The organism is Sphingobacterium sp. B16(2022), from assembly GCF_012030425.1.
Lineage (GTDB): Bacteria > Bacteroidota > Bacteroidia > Sphingobacteriales > Sphingobacteriaceae > Sphingobacterium > Sphingobacterium anhuiense.
Map to the genome: position 1 here is coordinate 1962564 of NZ_JAAUVN010000001.1, position 20793 is coordinate 1983356.

Sequence of the window (20793 nt, forward strand, 5' to 3'; positions counted from 1 at the left end):
TGGTATGCATGCTATGGCTCTAATCTTTTGTGAGAGCACTTTCTTTGCTACATAATAGGTGGACCACCGGCAGGTGCAAAAACGGTATATGCTGGATGTCTTGATAAAACAATACCCTCTGAAAGTGAAGATATATATTAACTGTTAGCTTTTTAATACGGTACAAACTGAAATGGTCTACCATAGAAAACTTCTAGATCAGCAGTCTGCAAAACTGCGTAGTTTAGCGTTATATTTCTCGTGTGCTAACGGGGGAATCCATTTCTAACAACTAATCTGCTAAGCTAATAGCTACTTGTAATTGCGGATATTCATCACTTACTTCATGAACATGATCAATACTAGTGAGTGATATATTGTCGTTAAACACTTCAAATTTTAGTATGAAATTGTCTTTTTTGTTGTAAAGTAATCCATGCTCTTTCCCTTCAGCATCTTCATAGTAACCGACTAATAGCGTCCTTTCTAAATTAATGTTGTTTGATATCATTAAATTTTTCAAATCAAGCCATTCATTATTTAGTAATGCTGTTAATTCTTCTATTTCTAATTTATAATCCTGGAATTCTTCCGTGGTCATTTTTATGGTTAATAAAGGTTTATAGGATCTTAATGTACTGTTTAAAATAAAATTGTTGTTTATAAATTCCTGTCAAAAGCCTTGTTTAATTTATGTTTTATTTTGCGTTAAACTGCTTTTGAAAATCAAGTCTGGAAGCGACTGTTTGAAATCAATCTCTTGTAAGGCTAACTTTTTCATAGTTCAAAATTATCTACTTTTTTGTGTGAAAACTTCAGCGTATAATTTATCTCTCCTACTTTTTTTGTTGCAATTTGTGCTTGATTAAGGTCAAGTCGATAATCTTTGAGACAGGTTTTGATACTGCTAACCGCTTTTTCACTGTCTACAACCTTACAAAAAATATTTAATTTCTTTTGTCCCATATCAAAACCATCCACATCGCCTACTCCATTCCAGCCTAGATGGTCTTTTAGATATTCTTGCACCTTGTCTTTAAGCCATAAATCTCTTTTATTTCCTAATTCACTCTTTAAAGGAAACTGAACAACAACCCAATGATGATTGTCTTCATCGATTTGATAATAGCTATTACTTTCACAGTCTTTACAGAACTTATCTACAAAATCGTCATTTGCATTTTTCGTTTCAATCGGTATCTCTTCTACTTTTCCTTTATAACCAACTTTTCCATAGTGAACAATGGCTACTTTTCTCTTTTCGTCAAACCAAGTTTCTTTGTAAAGTAGTTGTTCTTTATCGTCAGCTTTATAATATTTTATCATGGTAAGTTCACCGAAACTGTAACAAACAAAGGATGAATAAAATGTAAAAATGCCACAAAAAAACCGCTTGGTCATCCCAAACGGTTCTGTATATTTTAGAATAATGTTCTATTTCAGTTTATCGATCTCCTCTATGGAAAGTCCGGTACCCTTAGCGATTTGCTCTACAGGTAAACCCATCTCTTTCAGCTTTAGAGCTGTTTCAATGGCTTTTTTATGCTCGCCTTCTGCAATACCCCCTGCTTTAGCTGCTATTGACGCTTTCTTAGTTTCTCTTTTAGCTTCTCTCAATTGCTTTTCTAGTCCTTCAACTTGTTCCTGTTGATACATCCGCACTGCTTCAGCATCCCACTTGCGTTTTAAACTAATATCATACATAGTTCTTTCCTCCTTTGTCAATTTTGCGTAGCTGGCCAACTGAAAGAACCGTTGAAATACGGCCGAATTCATAATCCGTGGCAAAGTCCTCAACGTTGACATATTCTTAAGCATAAAGAATACTTTGTCTAGTTCGTCTTCAACCTCAACTTCGCTTTTAACAAAGTTAATCAATTCGAGGTAAATAAACCCTAAACCTTCGTAGAAAATTTGTCCTGAATCTCTATGACACAGGCAGGTATCGTGAAAATATGTTTTATGATCACCTCCTGGCATATGAAAACCATCCATCAGTACAATGGTGTAGACTTCGGGAATGGCATACCCCCAGGCTTTGCGGTTTCCATTGGGTGCTGTGTCTGAAATGACCTTGCTTGCATAATACAGCATACGTTGCTTCAGGTTGGTCTGTGTACTGGTCTGCATCTCGATGATGATCTCCTCCCCTGTACTGGTTTGGACTACAAGATCAAAAATAACTTTACCGATCTCTTCGGTCGCTCCAATACGCTCGGTATCCCGATAAGTAAGATCTGTGATGGTCTTGCGACCGCGAAAGATGATGTTTAGAAAGTTGATCAGGTTGACCTTGTCTCCGAATAACCGCTTGAATCCTTCATCGGTGGTTGGATCAATAAATACGGGTTCTACATGTGCTAACATAATTTTAGGATTTATTTAAATAATTAATTACATAAATCAAATATGATAAAAACTAAAAATATTAGTCGGTTATTAAACGTTTGTAGTCGTTTGTTGTCGGCTAGCACAACTTGGAGCAATCTTTTTAAAGATACAATAGAAAAAGAAAAGCCATATCTCACGATGTGGCTTTAACTAAACATATGGATTTAAACTTAACTTACTTATACGTGTTGATGGATTGGGATACTTTCCAGTTGCCACCATCATTGACCAATGTGATTAAATCGGTTTTAGTAAAACCTTCAAACTGTTGGGTTACTTTTGCAACCATATAGTCACTGGATTGCTCAACAATGATTGTGCTTGTTTTACAATTTAACTGCTCGCCTTTTTGCTTTTTCAAGAATGAAATAATTTCTGAACGGCTGTTGGTCTTATCTTCTGATGCATGAACTTTCTGTTTAAAATCTGAAGTGAACAACTGCTCTACTCCTGCCGACTGTCCCTCGGTTATAACTGCTACGTAATGATCAATGGCTAGGTCTGCTGTGGATAGATTGACTACTGCTTTTTTAGAGTTATCACCTACTGGTTTGCCTGCTGCCATCGTAAATGTTGATACTGCGATCAAGGCTGCTGCTGCGAATGTTTTTGCTAAAGTTTTCATAATATCTTTATGTTATATTGTTAGTTTATTGTTCTTAATTGTTGATTCAAAAGTAGGGTGTAAATCGTTCCTACCCTATGGCAATTAGACTAAACGAACTAAAAACTCGGTAAATGGTGGAAATGGGTAGGTGAAGTGGCTGAACCTGGAATGGGGTTATTCTGCTGTCGCCCACTTGTCAATAACAAAGGCACAAAAAAACCGCTTGGTCATCCCAAACGGTTCTATATATTTTAAAAATATGTTCTATTTCAGTTTTTCGATCTCTTCTATGGAAAGTCCGGTACCCTTAGCAATATCTGCTACAGGTAAACCCATTTTCTTAAATTCTAATGCAATAGCACGCTTTTCAGCCTTAAGCTTAGCACGCTCTTCTAAACGACCCTTCTCAATGCCTTCTTTTTCTGCCTTATCTAATAGATATTCTTGAGTGCCCATTATATTACTCCTTCCTAATTTTTTTTTAATTTCTGACTCAAATATAGTTAAACTCCCCTGATTTTCAAAGCCTACGTAATACGTTAAAAAATTATAGAGACCCTGACGCGTACTCTTATCCATTTTACGACTCATCATCTGTTCATAAAGATCATGCTTAATATCTTTCAACTTATCATCACTGATATTTTTATTCGTGATAGCCAATAATGTAGTTAAAACTACGACTGAAAAGGGATTACTATTTGAACGTAATGCTACCTCATCTTGATGTAAAACCTTATAACTATTAAAGCGGTAATGGAGAATAGTGCCCATAAACTCCTTAATATAAGCAGATGGATGATAACTTCGGCTATCGTCGGTAAGGATAGCAATGGCACAAATTGGAACTTGATACTTATCGGATATTTTATAGTAATACCGAAACATGCGCTCTGCAAGATCTCCCTTGCCTCGACTGGACTGTACCTCAATATGGCATAGCACAAACTGCTCACCGCCGTCTTTCAAATAGACTTTGACCAACTTATCTACAAAACGCACACCCTTGCCGTTGGGTTCTGGAGGGAATAAAGACTCAAACTCTTTATCTAAATAATCAAAAGGTTTACTCAGATCGAATATACCTGCTGCATCTTCAAAGAAAAACTCTAAAAAATGTGCAAAAGTCTGTTCTAAAATAGACTTCCATAGCTGATCATCAACGCGGCTGGAAGATTTACTCATAATAAACTATTTATAATAAGGTTACTAGAATAAAGATACAAAATAAAGAATAGTAAAACTAATATTTTTAGTAATCAAGTTTAATTACTTACTAATTTGTACCACACAAAATGATCCTACAAAAGTAATTTGATAACTATCATTTCTTTTATACTCCTGACATAAAGCGTCACTTTTCAAGTATAAATTTGCGTCATTAATTAATTTTTAAAAGAAACCGTTTGGAGTGGGAAATAAGAAAGGCCTTCTGCTTCAAGGCAGAGGGCCTTTTTTGAATAGCTCTGGTAAACTACGTGACTACTTATCAAAAAAAATCAAATTTAGCTGTGCTATTTTAAATTTCAAATTAAACATAATTCTCTGGATCCTATGGTTTACATCATACTTCTGGCCTCATCTGCGGAAATAATAATACTTCTTGTATGGCCGTTTGGCCGGTAAGTAACATGGTTAATCTATCCATACCAATACCCATCCCAGATGTGGGAGGCATACCATATTCTAATGCACGTAGAAAATCTTGGTCAATGTACATAGCCTCATCATCGCCTTTTTTCTGAAGCTGAAGTTGTTCTTCAAATCTTAAGCGCTGCTCGATCGGATCATTTAATTCTGAATAAGCATTACATAATTCTACTCCATTGACGATAAGCTCAAATCTCTCTGTTAATGTGGCATCATCACGATGACTTTTGCATAGTGGCGACATTGCTATGGGATAATCAATGATAAAGGTCGGTTGCACGTATTTCTTTTCACTGGTTTTTCCAAAAATTTCATCTATTAGTTTGCCTTTACCCATACTTTCATCTTGATCGATATCGAAGGCAATACAAGTACGACGTAATTCTTCTTCGGTCATATTACTGATATCCACACCCGTATTTTCTTGTATGGCACCAGCCATGGTTACTCGTCGATAAGGTGCTTTAAAATCGATAACAGTATCTCCCACCAATACTTCAGTTGTACCCAAAACCTCAAGACATATCCTTTCCAATAGTTGCTCTGTGAATGCCATCATCCAGTTGTAATCTTTATAGGGGACATAAATTTCCATGACGGTAAATTCGGGATTATGGGTACGATCCATACCCTCATTACGAAAATTACGTGAAAACTCAAATACGCCATCAAATCCGCCGACAATCAATCTTTTCAAGTACAATTCATTGGCAATACGCAGATATAAAGGTATATTTAATGCTTCATGATGAGAAACAAAAGGTCTTGCACTTGCACCACCAGGAATGGACTGAAGAACTGGTGTATCAACTTCTACATAACCTTTCGTAATGAAAAACTGGCGCATTGACTGAAAGATTTTCGTTCTTTTAAGGAAAACTTCTTTGACTCCCTGGTTAACAATAAGATCAACATACCGTTGACGGTAACGCTGTTCAGGATCAAGAAACGCATCGTATGCAACGCCCTCTTTATGTTTTACAACAGGTAAAGGACGTAGTGATTTTGACAGAACCTGCAACTGTTTTACATGAATGGAGATCTCACCAGTTTTGGTGCTGAACACATGTCCCTCAACACCAATGATATCGCCTAGATCCAATAGTTTTTTGAATACGATGTTATATAAATCTTTATTTTCACCTGTGCAGATATCATCACGGTTGATGTAAAGCTGAATGCGACCGTACGGATCCTGCAGTTCTACAAATGCGACCTTTCCCATCATACGACGGCTCATGATACGGCCAGCAATAGTGACTTGTTTAACCTCATCTTTTTTAAAACTCTGTTTGATATCGGATGTCGTAGCGTTTATCTTAAATTCTGCGGCTGGATAAGGATTTATCCCCATTTCTCGTAATTGTTCGAGATTCTCACGACGAATTACTTCCTGTTCGTTCAATTCCATATTTTACTTTCATTATGCTATATTTCTCTTCTAATACTGAAGGAATATATAAAACACAAAAATCTCAAATCAATACGGTAATGGGTGTGAATTAACAGGACATTATTGGTAATAATCGAAGGTACGTGAACACTTGGAGTTAAAAATTATAGATTCTGATATGCTTTGGGAGTTTGCCCGGTACGTGCTTTGAAAAATTTACCGAATGTGGATTGGTCGTAAAAATTAAGAGCATCGGATATCTGCTGTACAGATTGCTGTGAGTGTTGGAGCATAATTTTCGCTTCCACCAATAAAGCATCAGCAATCCAATCTTTAGTTCCTTTACCTGTAAGCTGTTTTAATACCGAAGCTAAATACTGGGGTGTGATATGTAGCTTATCAGCGTAAAACGATACATGGTGCTGATGGATGACATCTTCTTTCAATAATGTTAAGAATTTATGAAAAATAATATCCTGCCTGGTTAAATTACTTTGTTTTACCTGATGTTCATGATGATTTATCATCATGTTTTCGGCCTCGATTACATATTCCAGCAAGAGTGCATTAATGATATCTTTCTTGAAATGATGTATGGCCGGCATTCGTTGCTCTAGTCTTTCATGACAAGAAGCGAGAACATTAAATTCCTTCTCCGAAAGATGGATAACAGGATCTTTACGGATATTTAAAAAACTAGTTTTTAGCACATCGTTTTTTGACCTGTTCATTGTCTCAAAATATGCCTGTTCTACAAAAATAAGTCGATATCGGGTATCTGGGCTACCTGATATGCTTTGATAGATATGCTCGGGTAGGATAAGAAGAAAATCTTGTTTGGATAAATGATGAATGCTATAATCGAGCTCAATACGCATAGTGCCTTGTTCAACGAGCACGAACATAAAAAAAGATGTTCTTATGGGAAACATGCGAGTAATATGCAAATCACGAATACCTACATCTGCGACCAGAATACTCTCTTCAAAATCGTAAATAGCTTCTTGATTGAAACGAAGAATATCTTTGAAATTTACTATCGATATATTTACCATAATCACATCATTATTACACTACAAATTAATAAAAATATTCGTTATTTACCAACTAATAATAAATACCATTTGTTTTTCTTTTCATATCGTGCTACAATTGTCTTAGGTAAAACAGATGAGAGAAGATTGTTATTCGAAAGGTTCCAGAAGTGTGGATAAGGAGAAGATATAGTGAGAAGGCCTTGCTTGGAGCTCATTCTTGAATACCATGACTGGACAGTAAAAATGGAAAAGTCTCCAGCACCAGTGAAAGAGACCTTGTATAACTGACATAGCGATATTGATTATAACACAGTCTTGTTGTTGTAGAAATTTGACTGATGATTTGCTCATAGAATTATCAAGAAACTAAAAGCTGTAATCACTTTTGAATCCGACTTTATAAAATCCTAAATATTATCCAGATGTTAAACGCTTGTTATCGGGCAACACAGCTAAGGATCTTAAAAAGAAAAGCCACATCTCTCGACGTGGCTTTGACTAAACATATGAAATTTACTTAACTTACTTATACGAATTGATGGATTGGGATACTTTCCAGTTGCCACCATCATTGACCAAGGTGATAAAATCGGTCTTAGTAAATCCTTCAAATTGTTGGGTCACTTTTGCAACCATATAGTCACTGGACTGCTCAACGATTGTGGTGCTTGTTTTACAGTTCAACTGCTCGCCTTTTTGCTTTTTCAAGAATGAAATTACTTCTGAACGGCTGTTCGTCTTATCTTCTGCTGCCTGTACTTTCTGTTTAAAATCTGAAGTGAACAACTGCTCTACTCCTGCCGACTGTCCCTCTGTCATAACCGCAACATAATGGACAATAGCTAGATCTGCTGTGGATAGACTGATTAACGCTTTTTTAGGTTTAAGCATTTCTAGTTACGCTCCACCCCTTATGAATATATCGAAAAAATCACGTACATTTACCTAGTAAAGACTTAAAATCTACTTGAATTTTGGATCTTTATATAAACAGCCATTACCTTTAATCATACCAAAACACCCTAATGAAGGAAAAAATTAGAAATTATTGTATTCATTTTATCAAGGAAATTATTCCTGTAATCGCAGGAATTTTAATCGCACTTTTTATTGATAATTGGAATTCCGAGAGAAAGGATAAAGCATTTATTAATCAAGTATTTTCCACAATAGATAGCGAGTTAAAGGATACTAATGAAGATATTATGGAAAAAATACCTATCCAGGAGTCTTTGATTGATTCCTTAAACTTTTATGCTAGCAACAAAAATATTAAAGTGTCGGATGTTGTAAGGAAATGTAATGGAATTCGCATTCCACAAATTAAAATCAATGCTTGGAAAACTATATCTAATACTAAAATTGACTTAATTGATTATGAGAAAATAACGATATTGTCGAATATAGCAGAACTTAAAGATATATTGGATAGTAAAAGAGAGTTTTTGATGAATTTTCTTTATTCAAATAATAATCAAACAGATAAAAATACAAAACAGACCTTTAAGCTGTTAATTTTAGATATGATTCAAATGGAAGGAACTTTACAGCAATATATTGAATTTTATGAAAAAAGTAAAGCCACATCTCACGACGTGGCCTTTACTAAACATATGATTAAACAATAAATTACTTATACGAGTTGATGGATTGAGATACTTTCCAATTGCCACCATCATTGATCAAGGTGATTAAATCGGTCTTGGTAAAACCTTCAAATTGTTGAATTACTTTTGCTACCATATAGTCACTTGATTGCTCAACGATTGTGGTGCTTGTTTTACAATTCAACTGCTCGCCTTTTTGCTTTTTCAAAAATGAAATTACTTCTGAACGGCTGTTGGTCTTATCTTCTGACGCATGTACTTTTTGACTGAAGTCAGATGTAAACAATTGCTCTACTCCTGCCGACTGCCCTTCGGTCATAACTGCTACGTAGTGATCAATTGCTAAATCTGCTGTAGATAGATTGACTACTGTTTTTTTAGAATTATCTCCTACTGGTTTGCCTGCTGCCATAGTGAATGTTGATACTGCGATCAAGGCTGCTGCTGCGAATGTTTTTGCTAAAGTGTTCATAATGTATTTATGTTATATTGTTATTAAGTTGCATCAGCCCCACATCCACCAACTCAAACCCTGATGCCTGCTTTGCAGTTCTATTTGTTTGTTGATTCAAAAGTAGGGTGTAAATCGTTCCTGCCCTATTGCAATTAGAATAAGCCAACTAAAAACTCGGTGAATGGTGGAAATGGCTAGGTGAAGTGGTTGTACATATTTAATTTTGTTTAGTAAGTATTGAGATTAAAAGGAGAGTGTATCGAAACCAAATTATCTTTTGAAACATTCAGTAATATTGAAAAATGGAATTCAAATTGTAATTAGTAAATTCGTATAGGACACAAACATGTTAATGGCTAGTCATTAAAGTTGAAAGACCTAAAGCAATATGATAAATGATCTCAAAATATTAGATGAATCTCCAGAATATACTTTAGGCCATGTTGATGAGGATATAATTTTAGTCAATAAAGGAGAAAAGACAGCTATATGCATTGGAGATATGTATGGAAACCCATATTGTGGATTGATCGTAAACAAAGTATGTATAATCGGAGGTGATCATATTTTAATTTGGGATAATCATCAAATAACTAAATTGGACATGATAAGTAATATTGTCCAGATGCGCATTAAGAATGATGATATGATCGAGTTTTTAATTGATCCTTGGTCCAAGGAGGCATCAGTCTGGCAATTGAACCTAAAAAATAAGATACCCTATAAAATAAGCGATTTTGAAAATCTTAAAAACATGCCATATACAGAAGAATACACCTGGTGAAAGCATTGATTAAAACAATAAATGGAACCAATATTCAGGTGTGCAAATAGAAAAGCAATTGACGAGCTAGCACAAGAGCTCAACCTATCAAATGAGGAATGGATGCAGGAATGGCCTATTGAAGTCACCAATCCCTCCGATATTGATAGATATATTGATCACTATACAACATTAACTGATGATGACAAGAAGTTTGTATTAATGGAAGAAATAATAGATGCAGCAGAAAACCAACCCACAGAAACGTTATTTTAGTTGAATCGAAAAACATTTTCCTATACCTAACTTTCAAAATAATTGAAGAAGGTCAGTACAAAGCAAAAGAAGACATTTCATTAATACTCACTAAGAAATAATAACGATGACTAAAGTATATAAGCAATTTATCCTTGAAATCATAGATGAACCTGATTATGAAGATGATTCAGCAGATAATATATTTAGATATTCTAAAATTTACTTAGGGAATGATTCCACTTACCGTATAACATCAAGACATGGTATCAAAGTTTATCATGAGGGTAAAGCTATCTACAGTTGCATAATTAAAGGTTCACAGGGTGCTAATGGGATTAATCAAAATTCTTTCATTATAGACGAGGATCAACTCGTAATATGCTGCAGTGATACAATATTTTGTTTATCATTACCTGATCTCGACTTGATGTGGAAAATGCAGGCTGACCCAATCACTTGTTTTCAAATTTTCAAACAAAATGACTTCTATTTCGTTGATGGTGAAACTCAAGTAACAAAGCTTAATAAAAACGGAAAGATAATTTGGCAATTTGAAGGTGCTGATATATTTGTTTCCCTTGATGATGAATCATTTAGGATTGAAAACGACAGTATACTATTGATGGACTTCTCTAATAGAAAATATAAAATCGATTTTGATGGTAAAATAATAGAAGGAACCAAATAACTTTGATAAATGGAAAGTTCTATTTTATAATCAAGCAATATTAAATTAAAGAATGCATTCAGCTACTAAAAACAATTATGTGTCAACAATATTAAAAGAATATAAGCAATTTTTAAGAACCAATTTCAAAGAGCTTAGGCTTAGAACACCTTTGTTCTATAGGTGGGATTTCGGACTTCGCTTTGACCTACAAACTGAGGAAACCGCTACAAACGAATACTTTAAGGAGGTAACAAAACGTGCTTCAACAATTTTTCATTCTGTATTTGACAGTTCTGATAAAGTGTTTTTAGTTTATATGGACTATAAATATAAACGGCAGAAAATAAGATTATTAAACTTTACATTTAAGCAAATCGAGAATCTGCAGCAGACTGAGATTAGTTATATAAAAGAGAAACGGCTCTATGAACCAAGTGACAAATTTGACGTAAGAAACATAGCTGTTGTTAAACTGACTGCCGACCGAATACATCATCAAAATATAATAACAGCAATTGGAAACACCGATGTTCCTCCAAGAAAACCAAGACTAGACAACAACTCAATTCTCACAAACAAAGAGGTTTATTTTATCAACATTGACAAAAAACTAATCTTTCATATGTATGACGACAGAGGTCTTGATCTTATTGCTGCCGATAAAGAATCATTAAGGTCTATCTATGAAAAATATAATGACTGGATTCTTGATAATGACAGAGAAAAGATTCAGAAACAGTTTGAATAAATGGAATCTCTATAATTACTTTACCAATGCTGAAAAGGTCTTCTTGAAGAAGAAAAGAAAACCTTTTATTATTTATATCTTTAACAAGAAGATTATAACCAATTTAAAGAAATGGATGATTTACAGGACAAAGTTTGGTATGCGTGCTATGGTTCTAACCTTTTGGAAGAGCGTTTTCTTTGCTACATAACAGGTGGACAACCGGCAGGTGCAAAAACGGTATATGGTGGATGTCTTGATAAAACAATACCCTCTGAAAGTGAAGACATTTATATTAACTCTGAGCTTTATTTTGCTAGAGCTTCTAAGAATTGGGATAATGGTGGTGTTGCTTTTATCAGAACGACTTTTAGTCCTACTATAAAAACAATGGGAAGGATCTATCTGATAACAAATGGTCAATTGATTGATATAGCTAAGCAGGAAACGAACACGGTATCTGGTCTTAAAATGGATTTTAATAAGGCTATACTGGACGGTTCTTATATATTTAAAGAAAAGTCTTGGTATGGTAATCTGTTATATATAGGACAACAGAAAGATTATCCAATATTCACCTTAACAAATGAAAGTGATAACCAAACGGAAACTAAACCTAGTTCAGACTATCTAAAGACTATATGCCAGGGTATCAAACAAACGCATGGATTTGATGATCTTACAATTTTAGATTACTTAAAAAGTAAGCGCGGTATAATAGGAAACTACACCGATGAGGAATTGATGCAAATCATAGCAGAACAATAGAGCAAAACAAAAACTTACTTATCTACTATGAAATACACCATAACATGCATTCTTCTACTTATTACGACTCTCATATTTGGACAACAAATAACGTATTCAAATTGGAAAAAAGAAGCAAAAACTGAAATACGTCTTCTACCTAAATATGGAAATGCTGTCAAGACTAAAGAGCAAAAAACAATTGATCAGGAACTTATAAAGTCGTACTTAGAAAAAGCTGGAACGAATCGTAAAGCTTCTGAACTTTTGATTAAACTGGGCTTTGATTATTTATATAAGCAGGACTTAAAAACAGCCATGTATAGGTTTAATCAGGCCTGGCTTCTCGACCCGACAAATGCAGATGTGTTTTGGGGATTCGGTGCTATTTATTTTTCATTCGAGGATTTTGAAAGTGCAATGCAGCAGTACGACGAAGGTTTGAAATTAAATGCTAACAGTTCCAACATTCTAACCGATAAGGCAACTGTTTATATGACAAGGTTTATGGAAAATCATGGAGATAAAGATTTCAATCTGGCTATAAATAACTTTAAAAAATCTTATTCTATTGATCCCAAAAACCAAAATACCCTTTTTAAAATGTCTGTATGCTACTTTGTAAAAAATGACTGTGAGAATGCTTGGAAGTATTACAATGAATGTATAAAACTTGGCGGTAAACCAATAACAAAGGAATATACAGAGGCTTTAACACAAGGTTGTAAGAAATAAACGCCTGCTGATCATTATAGAATAACTTGAGGGACATGTCTGTGTGATCCACAAAGAAAGTGCATACGCAAATAATAATTCATGATTATATGTGCAAGAAAATAAAGGACTACAGTACTAAGAAGAAAATTAAATAACAAAGGTACAATTTTAGATAAGTTGTAAATGTTATCCAGAAGAGTATACAAGACGCTTCATAGACGCCTTGTATGTTTATTGAAATATATAACAGCTAAAGGCTTGCTGGCACATAAAATTTAATCTTTAGACTGCCTTGTTTTGCTCGATAGGCTTCAAACTGAACTGAAACCTTTGAGTTATACCAATCAACTTTCAATTCCTTGTTAATATTTCCTCCAGCAATTGTCATCCCGTGTACTTTTACTGAGTCGTCTGTATGCCCCTCAATTTTTAGAATCATAGTAGTAGCATCACTTACATTGGTTTCTGCATTAAGCATAGTATCACGACTCGCATCGGAAACTTCCCATTCGCCACGGTTTTGAGTATTACACGAGACAAAGATGGCTGTTTGAATAGCTGTTAAAACTAGTGCAAAAATGACTTTATTACAAAACATATAAGGAAAGGTATGATGATTAATTAACTTAAAATTTCTTAATTTATTTATTAATAGAAAATATGATCTGTTTATAGAATTATCAAGAAACAAAAGTTAAAAGCTTCAGTCTTTATTGAAGTCAAATTTATAAAATCCTAAATAAGATCCATATTGTAATCGCGTGCTATTGTCCAGCGCGTCTGAGGATACTAAAAAGAAAAGCCACATCTCTCGATGTGGATTTGACTAAACATATGAAATTTACTTAACTTACTTATACGTATTGATGGATTGCGATACTTTCCAGTTGCCACCATCATTGACCAACGTAATTAAATCGGTTTTAGTAAACCCTTCAAATTTTTGGATCACTTTTGCGATCATATAGTCACTAGACTGTTCAACGATAGTGGTACTTGTTTTGCAGTTCAACTGCTCGCCTTTTTGCTTTTTCAGGAATGAAATAACTTCTGAACGGCTGTTGGTTTTATCTGTTGTGGTATGTACTTTCTGTTTAAAATCTGAAGTAAACAACTGCTCTACTCCTGCCGACTGTCCTTCGGTCATAACCGCTACGTAATGGTCAATGGCTAGATCTGCTGTGGATAGATTGACCACTGCTTTTTTAGGGTTTGATACCTCTGGTTTGCCTGCTGCCATTGTAAATGTTGATACTGCGATCAAGGCTACTGCTGCGAATGTTTTTGTTAAAGTTTTCATAATGTCTTTATGTTATATTGTTATTAAGTTGCATCAGCCCCACATCCACCAACTCACACCCTAATGCCTGCTTTGCAGTTCTATTTGTTTGTTGATTCAAAAGTAGGGTGTAATTCGTCCCTACCCTATGGCAATTAGACTAAACCAACTAAAAACTCGGTGAATGGTGGAAATGGGTAGGTGAAGTGGTTGAACCTGAAATGGGGTTATTCTGCTGTCGCCCACTTGTCAATAACAAAGGCAAAAAAAACCGCTTGGTCATCCAAGCGGTTCTGTATATTTTAAAAATATGTTCTATTTCAGTTTTTCGATCTCTTCTATGGAAAGTCCGGTACCCTCAGCAATTTGTTCCACTAATAAACCCATCTTTGTAAGCTTCAAAGCTGTCTCCATGACTTTATTGTGCTCGCCTTCAGCTTTAGCTACTAATTAAAGTTTGTTAATAACCTCCAAAGATATGCCTAAACTCTTTGAAATAATTTCATCGCTTACACCAGATTTCTTTAACTCTCTCGCTGAAGCGATTTTCTCAGCATAGGCTTTAGCCTCGGCTTTTTTCTGACCTTCTTTCTGGCCTTCTTTTTTTGCGTATGCCAACGTGTTGGTATAATCGCGTTTACGATCTAAGCTGGATATGTAAGACATCTGTTCCTCAGGCGTTAGTTTTGCCAGTTCTCCTAGTTCAAAGATACGGGAGAATATTCTTTTATCCAAATAGTTAGGGAGCTTATCGATTTTATCCAAGTGCTTCATAAGATACATCCATTGATCCAGAATCGTCGGTAAATCGGCTTTAGCTTTATTAAAATTAGGTAATACAAGCATCTTGTAACTCAACTTAGGATATAGCACCTCCTGATCGAATTCGTCAATAATCTTACCACTATAAAAGTACTTATCACTATTGGCAACATCCAAACGAAAGCCTAAAACAGCGATAAAATAAATTGGCGGTAACTCATAATTATCTCCTTTCTTTCCTTTTTTAGCTAGACGACTAATGGTCCTAGAGGTGTAACCCACCGCACGATCAAAAAAGAAATCCTGATTCTGCAATTGCATCTCCACTAGAAAAACTTCTCCACCTACACCAACATATCGCAAATCAAAAATAACTTTGCGCTCATTAGGTTCATCGCCATCTTCCTCCACATTGCTATAGGTAAGATCCTCTACAACATGTTCGCCTTCTAAAATACTATTCAGAAAATTAATTAGGTTACCCTTATTCTCCTCTCAACCGAAATAAAATTTCCAACCGAAGTCACTTAAGATATCGATGTACTTCGAAAGGTTACTTATCTTTACACTCATAATGGTATATTATTGGTAATCAATTAAAAATAAAAAACAAAACCTTTTAAACCAAATAATTTAGCAAAAATACTAAATTATTTATCAAATCAAATATTTCTCTACTTACTGTTAAAAGAATAGGAAAAAACGTTTGTTGTTAGGTAAAATAGCTGTGAATACTAAAAAGAAAAGCCACATCTCTCGACGTGGCTTTGACTAAACATATGAAATTTACTTAACTTACTTATACGAATTGATGGATTGGGATACTTTCCAGTTGCCGCCATCATTGACCAATGTGATTAAATCAGTCTTGGTAAATCCTTCAAATTGTTGGGTCACTTTTGCAAGCATATAAGCAGAGGAGCGATTGCAAGATAGACCACAAACAGCACCAAAAGAGGTATAGGGCGCATAATAATATTGAAATATAATCAATAATCAACTTTTAAAATTTTAATTTATAATAAGGTATTCCCGATCTCATCAAAGTCGAAATACAATAAACTAAAAACATCAGCTTTATTAAGGTTTAACAGTTGGACCGTCCACTATAAGCTGACCGTTAGGTAAAATTTTCAGTTCATCTAAGAATACTAAGCGCTGACTGCCTGTTTTAGTCGTGCGGGCATGATATACACACCATACTTTACCTTCTTTATCTTTCAAAAGACTGTTGTGCCCCGTCCCTGAAACAACACCTCCATTGGATATGTTTTTTTGTAATATAGGGTTTGTTGCAGACTTTTCGAATGGGCCTAGTGGATTGGAGGCTGTTGCATAGCCAACAGCATAATTTTCTCCTCCGAAATGATTTGCGGAGTACATCATGTAATAGAGATTGTTATGCTTAAATAGATAGGATCCTTCTGTCCATCTTCTATTTACTTCACCTGAAGTCACAGATCTACTCTCCCATTCAGATTGCTTATCATCCCTTGAGACAGGAGGCCGTAACAATAATGTTGGCTCTCCAATTACATGTGAAAAATCTGAAGCTAGCTCTACTCCATATATCCAGCTTTCTTCTATTTCATCAAACATCCCCTGTTGCTTTGCCCAAGCTGCAATCTCCGACTGAACTGGATTTTTATAACAGCATCGTGAATAGTAAAGATACAAACGTCCATCTTCAGCAAAGTACACGTTACCGTCAATAATGGGATATCCGGGGTCAAATAAGGGACGACCTGTCAAATCTATAAATGGGCCTGTAGGATTGGTTGAGGTTGCGATACCAATGCGATAATTTTCTAATTCATCATTCGGATTTTCTTTCCAATGTGCACTATAAAACATATAGTATTTTCCTCCACGCTTATATACTTCCGGGGCCCAAAAATCTTTCGTCCCCCAGCTTTTATCTTGCTGAGCGGTATACACTGTACCCCTATTCTCCCATTGTTTCAAATCCTTAGAAGAATACGCTACAAAACCATTCTCTACTCCACCAGTACCATACATATAATAGGCATCTGTTTCTTGATCGTAAAGCACAAATGGATCACCAAAAGCAACATCAAGTGGATTATTTGATTGGGCTTTTGAAGTGGAGAATAACAACAGCCAGCAACCAATCAATAAGGATAAACATAAATTTTTAGTAATCATATTTCAATTAATTTTAAAATACAGTGCCCCAACTCCGCCGAATGAACCAGATCGTCAGATCGTAAGATAGGCATCAATGGATTCCCATTATCATCTCCCCAGTTGTCTTCAGTTCTATAGAAATAGCCAGTTTGTTTATTTCTTATAACTGTAGGATCTACAAAAATGTGTTCAAATACCAAGTTTATGTTTTTGCTTTTTTGATACACCTGCTCGTTTATAGTACGTCTAGACACAAATAGTCCACAGGATTATGCCGTTGATAATAATCCAATAGAATAAATTAAAAACTTAAAGCGCTGTTTTAATTTCACATCCGTTTACAATTTGGTTTTTTACATCTACTGACTGACAATTCACCTCAGGCTCTGTAATTTCTCTTTTTATGTATAAATTTTATTTTTTTTGTTTATAATTGTATTGAAGCCCAATTACAAATCTATATCACGTAAAAATGTAAATTAAAGTTTACATAACATTGCCCATTTTATTCAAAATTATTCCAATTTGTATCATGCATGAGCAAAATGCTCAACAGATTCATCGGTATTTGAATTTATGGCTAATTCTTCATAAGATTTGAATTCAAAAAAATGAAAATTATGACAAGCATTCCTTATCGTTTAATAACGATTATAAGTTTATTTTTTATACTGTCTTTATATTGTAATGCAAATGATAATAAGTCTGTTAAAATTATCGAAAACGAGCTACCTATTGCAGACCCTTACGTATTATTCCATAATGGCAAATACTATGCATATGGCACCCGCATAAATGGTTTTGAAGTTTATATTTCCGATGATCTAAAGCATTGGAAGCGTCATAAAAATTTAGCACTTTCCCCTCAAGACTCTTGGGGAACCCGATGGTTCTGGGCACCAGAAGTATATTATGTAACCGCTCACAAAAAGTTTTACATGTTCTATTCTGTTGATGAACATATTTGTGTTGCTTCTTCCTCAAGCCCAGAAGGGCCTTTTATTCAAGAAGAAAAAAAACCTATTATTCCAAATGAAAAAGGAATTGACACTTCTCTTTTTATCGACGAGGACGGAACGCCATATTTATTTTATGTCCGATTTACGGATGGAAATGTCATTTGGATGGCCGAGATGAATAATGATTTACAGAGTATAAAAGCAGAAACGCTCACAAAATGCATAAGTACAAGTGAACCATGGGAGAAGAAACAAGCTACAGTCGTAGAAGGGCCGTCAATCTTAAAACGAGGCAACACGTACTATCTAATTTACTCTGCCAATCATTTTGAAAGCCAGGATTACGCCGTAGGCTATGCAACAGCCAGTTCACCCAAAGGTCCTTGGAAGAAATATAGTGGCAACCCCATCCTAAGGAGAGATCATCCCTCAGCATCGGGATTGCTCGGTACAGGTCATGGAGCTCCATTTATAAGTGCTGATGGCGGATATAAATATATATACCATGCTCATGCCAGCTCCACAAGTGTCGCTCCAAGGACATCATACATTAATGATTTAGCAATTTCATCTGATGGCGTATTAAGCATTGTTGGAGAACCTATTAGACCGCTAATTGTTAAATAAATTATGTCAATATAATTGCCAGCGTTGCAAAGAAAAATGTGCAAAAGTCTGCTCTAAAATAGACTTCCATAGCAGATCATCAAAATTGCTGGAAGATTTACTCTTAATAAACGACTTATAATAAAGCTACTATAGTAAAAATATAATTATATACAAATTTGGACTTTAAAAATGATCCTACAAGCGTAATTTGACACCTCTCATTTATTTTAGACTCCTGACATAAGGCTGTCACTTCTCCCTTATAGATTTGCGTCATTAATTAATATTTAAAAGATATAGGAATGACAAACGTAATCAATACTGGATCTAATGCAATCGAATTTCCAGAACCTAAAATGATCTCTGTTAATGGAGTAGTTCTGGAAGTATTTGAAGCAGGTCAGCAAAATTCTGAGAAACCTATCGTTCTCTGCCACGGGTTTCCAGAGCATGCATTTTCATGGCGTTATCAAATACCGGCTCTTGTCGCGGCTGGCTACCATGTAATTGTCCCAAATCAACGTGGCTATGGTAATTCTTCAAGTCCGACTGAAGTGACGGATTATGATATTGAACATTTGACTGGTGACCTTATTGCCCTGCTCGACCATTATGGATATAAGGATGCTACATTTGTGGGTCATGACTGGGGGTCAAATGTGGTTTGGAATCTAGCACTATTGCATCCTGATCGGGTAAATAAAATCATCAACTTGGCTTTGCCTTATCAAGATCGTGGTCAAAAGCCATGGATTGAGTTGATGGAAGCAATATTTGGAGCAGACTTCTATTTTGTTCATTTCAACAGACAACCTGGGGTAGCAGATGCGATTATGAATGAAAACACTGCTCAGTTCCTTCGTAATATATTCCGCAAAAGCTCAGCTCCCACACCTCCTGAACCAGGAGTGCTGATGATTAATCTTGCAAGGGCGGAAAAACCGCTTGGCGAACCCTTGATGAGCGACAATGAACTCGCAGTGTTCGTTTCCGCCTTTGAATCATCAGGATTTACAGGGGGTATAAATTGGTATAGAAACATGGATAGAAACTGGCACTTCATGGCGGACGTAACGCCAATCATTCATCAGCCGACTCTTATGATATATGGTGATCTGGACACGATTCCAAAGTCTGAAAACCTAAAAAATATTGTTCCTAATCTGGATGTTGTCAGTCTGGATTGTGGTCATTGGATTCAACAAGAAAAGCCAGAGGAAGCTACACAAGCCATTTTAAAATGGTTAGAACAACAAAATGCTTAACAAGGAGGTAGAAACTTATTTTCCTCAAAACCAAACAGATTGGAGACAGTTGTTGAAAAAAACCATCAGTCCAAACAATCTGTTTGGCTTGTTTATTACACAAAAAAATATTACTTAATTAAGTTGGAGTGAAGCCATTGATGAAGCACTTTGCTTCGGTTGGATTGACAGCAAAAAAACGAAAATTATATATAAGTGTTATTAGCGCCTCTTTTATAGGCTAAGCAAAAACCCAAAATACATACACTGCTCCTGAAGAGGTCTGCTTGAAGAAGAAAAGAAAGTCTTATATTAGTTATACCAAACTACAATGAAATGAATGATAGACCTCAGGTAGTACTTTATGAAGAGCAGGTTTTCTCAATCGGTCAAGATACTTTTATAGACTCTACTGCTGAAAATAATAATGCAGTTGTATTTGAAGACAATAATGAAACAGGATATTTTTATGCCATCGGCAGAAATAACGATAAGTTGGATGTTTTAGATGCTTTGCACATTTATAATGTTGCGAATGTTACTGATAAAGAGAAGCCTTCAACTTTGAAAATTCTATGGTCTGAAGATCTTACTAAAGCTTTTTTATCTATTAACAATTATTATCATGCCGTTTTTGATTTTGAAAATAAAGCAGGTTACTGCAGAACTGGCTTTCCAAAATCAAGTAATAAATGGACATTAATTGCTGAAAGACATTTGACTGATGATCTGCTCATAGAATTATCAAGAAACAAAAATTAAAAGATAGAGGTCATGGCATTGAAGATTTAT

The 20793-nt window shown here is 35.1% G+C and carries 23 protein-coding genes and 1 pseudogene; 10 read left to right on the top strand and 14 right to left on the bottom strand.

The annotated features are described in order from the left end of the window. Positions 1-271: 271 nt before the first annotated feature. The 8 genes from HCX49_RS08635 to HCX49_RS08670 all read right to left on the bottom strand — a co-directional run bounded on the left by HCX49_RS08635 (position 272) and on the right by HCX49_RS08670 (position 7948). Complete coding sequence (locus HCX49_RS08635) at positions 272-580, bottom strand: hypothetical protein (protein WP_132768872.1); 309 nt, start codon at positions 578-580, stop codon at positions 272-274. A gap of 176 nt (positions 581-756) precedes the next feature. Then, positions 757-1380, bottom strand: a complete 624-nt coding sequence (locus HCX49_RS08640; RefSeq protein ID WP_168126826.1) for a hypothetical protein — start codon at positions 1378-1380, stop codon at positions 757-759. A 33-nt stretch (positions 1381-1413) separates the two neighbouring features. Beyond that, complete coding sequence (locus HCX49_RS08645) at positions 1414-2346, bottom strand: Rpn family recombination-promoting nuclease/putative transposase (RefSeq protein WP_168126827.1); 933 nt, start codon at positions 2344-2346, stop codon at positions 1414-1416. Positions 2347-2545: 199 nt separating this feature from the next. Further along, a complete protein-coding gene (locus tag HCX49_RS08650) occupies positions 2546-2995 on the bottom strand; it encodes a nuclear transport factor 2 family protein (RefSeq protein WP_132768877.1) in 450 nt (149 codons plus the stop codon). A gap of 246 nt (positions 2996-3241) precedes the next feature. Continuing rightward, positions 3242-4162, bottom strand: coding sequence for a hypothetical protein (locus tag HCX49_RS08655; RefSeq protein WP_132768879.1), 921 nt, complete (start codon positions 4160-4162; stop codon positions 3242-3244). 379 nt (positions 4163-4541) lie between these two features. Next, positions 4542-6038, bottom strand: coding sequence for a lysine--tRNA ligase (gene lysS, locus HCX49_RS08660; protein WP_168126828.1), 1497 nt, complete (start codon positions 6036-6038; stop codon positions 4542-4544). Positions 6039-6184: 146 nt separating this feature from the next. After that, entirely contained in the window at positions 6185-7075 is an 891-nt protein-coding gene (locus tag HCX49_RS08665; protein ID WP_168126829.1) for a helix-turn-helix domain-containing protein, read from the bottom strand. A 504-nt stretch (positions 7076-7579) separates the two neighbouring features. Beyond that, positions 7580-7948 carry a nuclear transport factor 2 family protein gene (locus HCX49_RS08670; protein ID WP_168126830.1) on the bottom strand — a complete coding sequence of 123 codons (369 nt, stop codon included), beginning with the start codon at positions 7946-7948 and terminating at the stop codon, positions 7580-7582. A gap of 134 nt (positions 7949-8082) precedes the next feature. Here HCX49_RS08670 and HCX49_RS08675 point away from each other — a divergent pair, with 134 nt between their 5' ends. Beyond that, entirely contained in the window at positions 8083-8685 is a 603-nt protein-coding gene (locus tag HCX49_RS08675; RefSeq protein WP_132768885.1) for a hypothetical protein, read from the top strand. Position 8686: 1 nt separating this feature from the next. On the opposite strand, the gene HCX49_RS08680 is transcribed toward HCX49_RS08675, so the two are convergent. Beyond that, positions 8687-9136 (bottom strand): nuclear transport factor 2 family protein, encoded by a 450-nt coding sequence (locus HCX49_RS08680; RefSeq protein ID WP_168126831.1) that lies wholly within the window; start codon positions 9134-9136, stop codon positions 8687-8689. A 370-nt stretch (positions 9137-9506) separates the two neighbouring features. Here HCX49_RS08680 and HCX49_RS08685 point away from each other — a divergent pair, with 370 nt between their 5' ends. From HCX49_RS08685 to HCX49_RS08710, 6 genes are all read left to right on the top strand, one after another. After that, positions 9507-9902, top strand: coding sequence for a hypothetical protein (locus tag HCX49_RS08685; RefSeq protein WP_132768888.1), 396 nt, complete (start codon positions 9507-9509; stop codon positions 9900-9902). A 21-nt stretch (positions 9903-9923) separates the two neighbouring features. Further along, positions 9924-10157, top strand: coding sequence for a hypothetical protein (locus HCX49_RS08690; RefSeq protein WP_132768890.1), 234 nt, complete (start codon positions 9924-9926; stop codon positions 10155-10157). Between the two features lie 106 nt (positions 10158-10263). Next, positions 10264-10827: a hypothetical protein gene (locus HCX49_RS08695; protein ID WP_168126832.1), complete on the top strand. Its 564-nt coding sequence runs from the start codon at positions 10264-10266 to the stop codon at positions 10825-10827. Between the two features lie 79 nt (positions 10828-10906). Beyond that, positions 10907-11557 carry a DUF3885 domain-containing protein gene (locus HCX49_RS25725; RefSeq protein ID WP_168126833.1) on the top strand — a complete coding sequence of 217 codons (651 nt, stop codon included), beginning with the start codon at positions 10907-10909 and terminating at the stop codon, positions 11555-11557. A gap of 111 nt (positions 11558-11668) precedes the next feature. Continuing rightward, positions 11669-12304 carry a hypothetical protein gene (locus HCX49_RS08705; protein ID WP_132768895.1) on the top strand — a complete coding sequence of 212 codons (636 nt, stop codon included), beginning with the start codon at positions 11669-11671 and terminating at the stop codon, positions 12302-12304. Positions 12305-12331: 27 nt separating this feature from the next. Next, positions 12332-13018: a tetratricopeptide repeat protein gene (locus HCX49_RS08710; protein ID WP_132768896.1), complete on the top strand. Its 687-nt coding sequence runs from the start codon at positions 12332-12334 to the stop codon at positions 13016-13018. A gap of 232 nt (positions 13019-13250) precedes the next feature. Here the strand turns inward: HCX49_RS08710 and HCX49_RS08715 are convergent, their stop codons facing one another. The 5 genes and pseudogenes from HCX49_RS08715 to HCX49_RS08735 form a co-directional block, all read right to left on the bottom strand. Continuing rightward, a complete protein-coding gene (locus HCX49_RS08715) occupies positions 13251-13598 on the bottom strand; it encodes a hypothetical protein (protein ID WP_132768898.1) in 348 nt (115 codons plus the stop codon). Between the two features lie 252 nt (positions 13599-13850). Next, positions 13851-14300: a nuclear transport factor 2 family protein gene (locus HCX49_RS08720; protein WP_132768900.1), complete on the bottom strand. Its 450-nt coding sequence runs from the start codon at positions 14298-14300 to the stop codon at positions 13851-13853. A 429-nt stretch (positions 14301-14729) separates the two neighbouring features. Next, positions 14730-15524 (bottom strand): annotated as a pseudogene (locus HCX49_RS08725) (Rpn family recombination-promoting nuclease/putative transposase); the annotation flags it as partial. Between the two features lie 312 nt (positions 15525-15836). Next, positions 15837-16034 (bottom strand): hypothetical protein, encoded by a 198-nt coding sequence (locus tag HCX49_RS08730; protein WP_168126834.1) that lies wholly within the window; start codon positions 16032-16034, stop codon positions 15837-15839. An 87-nt stretch (positions 16035-16121) separates the two neighbouring features. Beyond that, positions 16122-17207: a glycoside hydrolase family 43 protein gene (locus tag HCX49_RS08735; RefSeq protein ID WP_021188253.1), complete on the bottom strand. Its 1086-nt coding sequence runs from the start codon at positions 17205-17207 to the stop codon at positions 16122-16124. A gap of 593 nt (positions 17208-17800) precedes the next feature. Between HCX49_RS08735 and HCX49_RS08740 the strand changes: the two genes are divergently transcribed. From HCX49_RS08740 to HCX49_RS08750, 3 genes are all read left to right on the top strand, one after another. Further along, positions 17801-18775 (top strand): glycoside hydrolase family 43 protein, encoded by a 975-nt coding sequence (locus HCX49_RS08740; protein ID WP_021188255.1) that lies wholly within the window; start codon positions 17801-17803, stop codon positions 18773-18775. 284 nt (positions 18776-19059) lie between these two features. Further along, positions 19060-20022 carry an alpha/beta fold hydrolase gene (locus tag HCX49_RS08745; protein WP_168126835.1) on the top strand — a complete coding sequence of 321 codons (963 nt, stop codon included), beginning with the start codon at positions 19060-19062 and terminating at the stop codon, positions 20020-20022. A 315-nt stretch (positions 20023-20337) separates the two neighbouring features. After that, a complete protein-coding gene (locus HCX49_RS08750) occupies positions 20338-20763 on the top strand; it encodes a DUF2251 domain-containing protein (RefSeq protein ID WP_132773659.1) in 426 nt (141 codons plus the stop codon). Positions 20764-20793 lie beyond the last annotated feature (30 nt).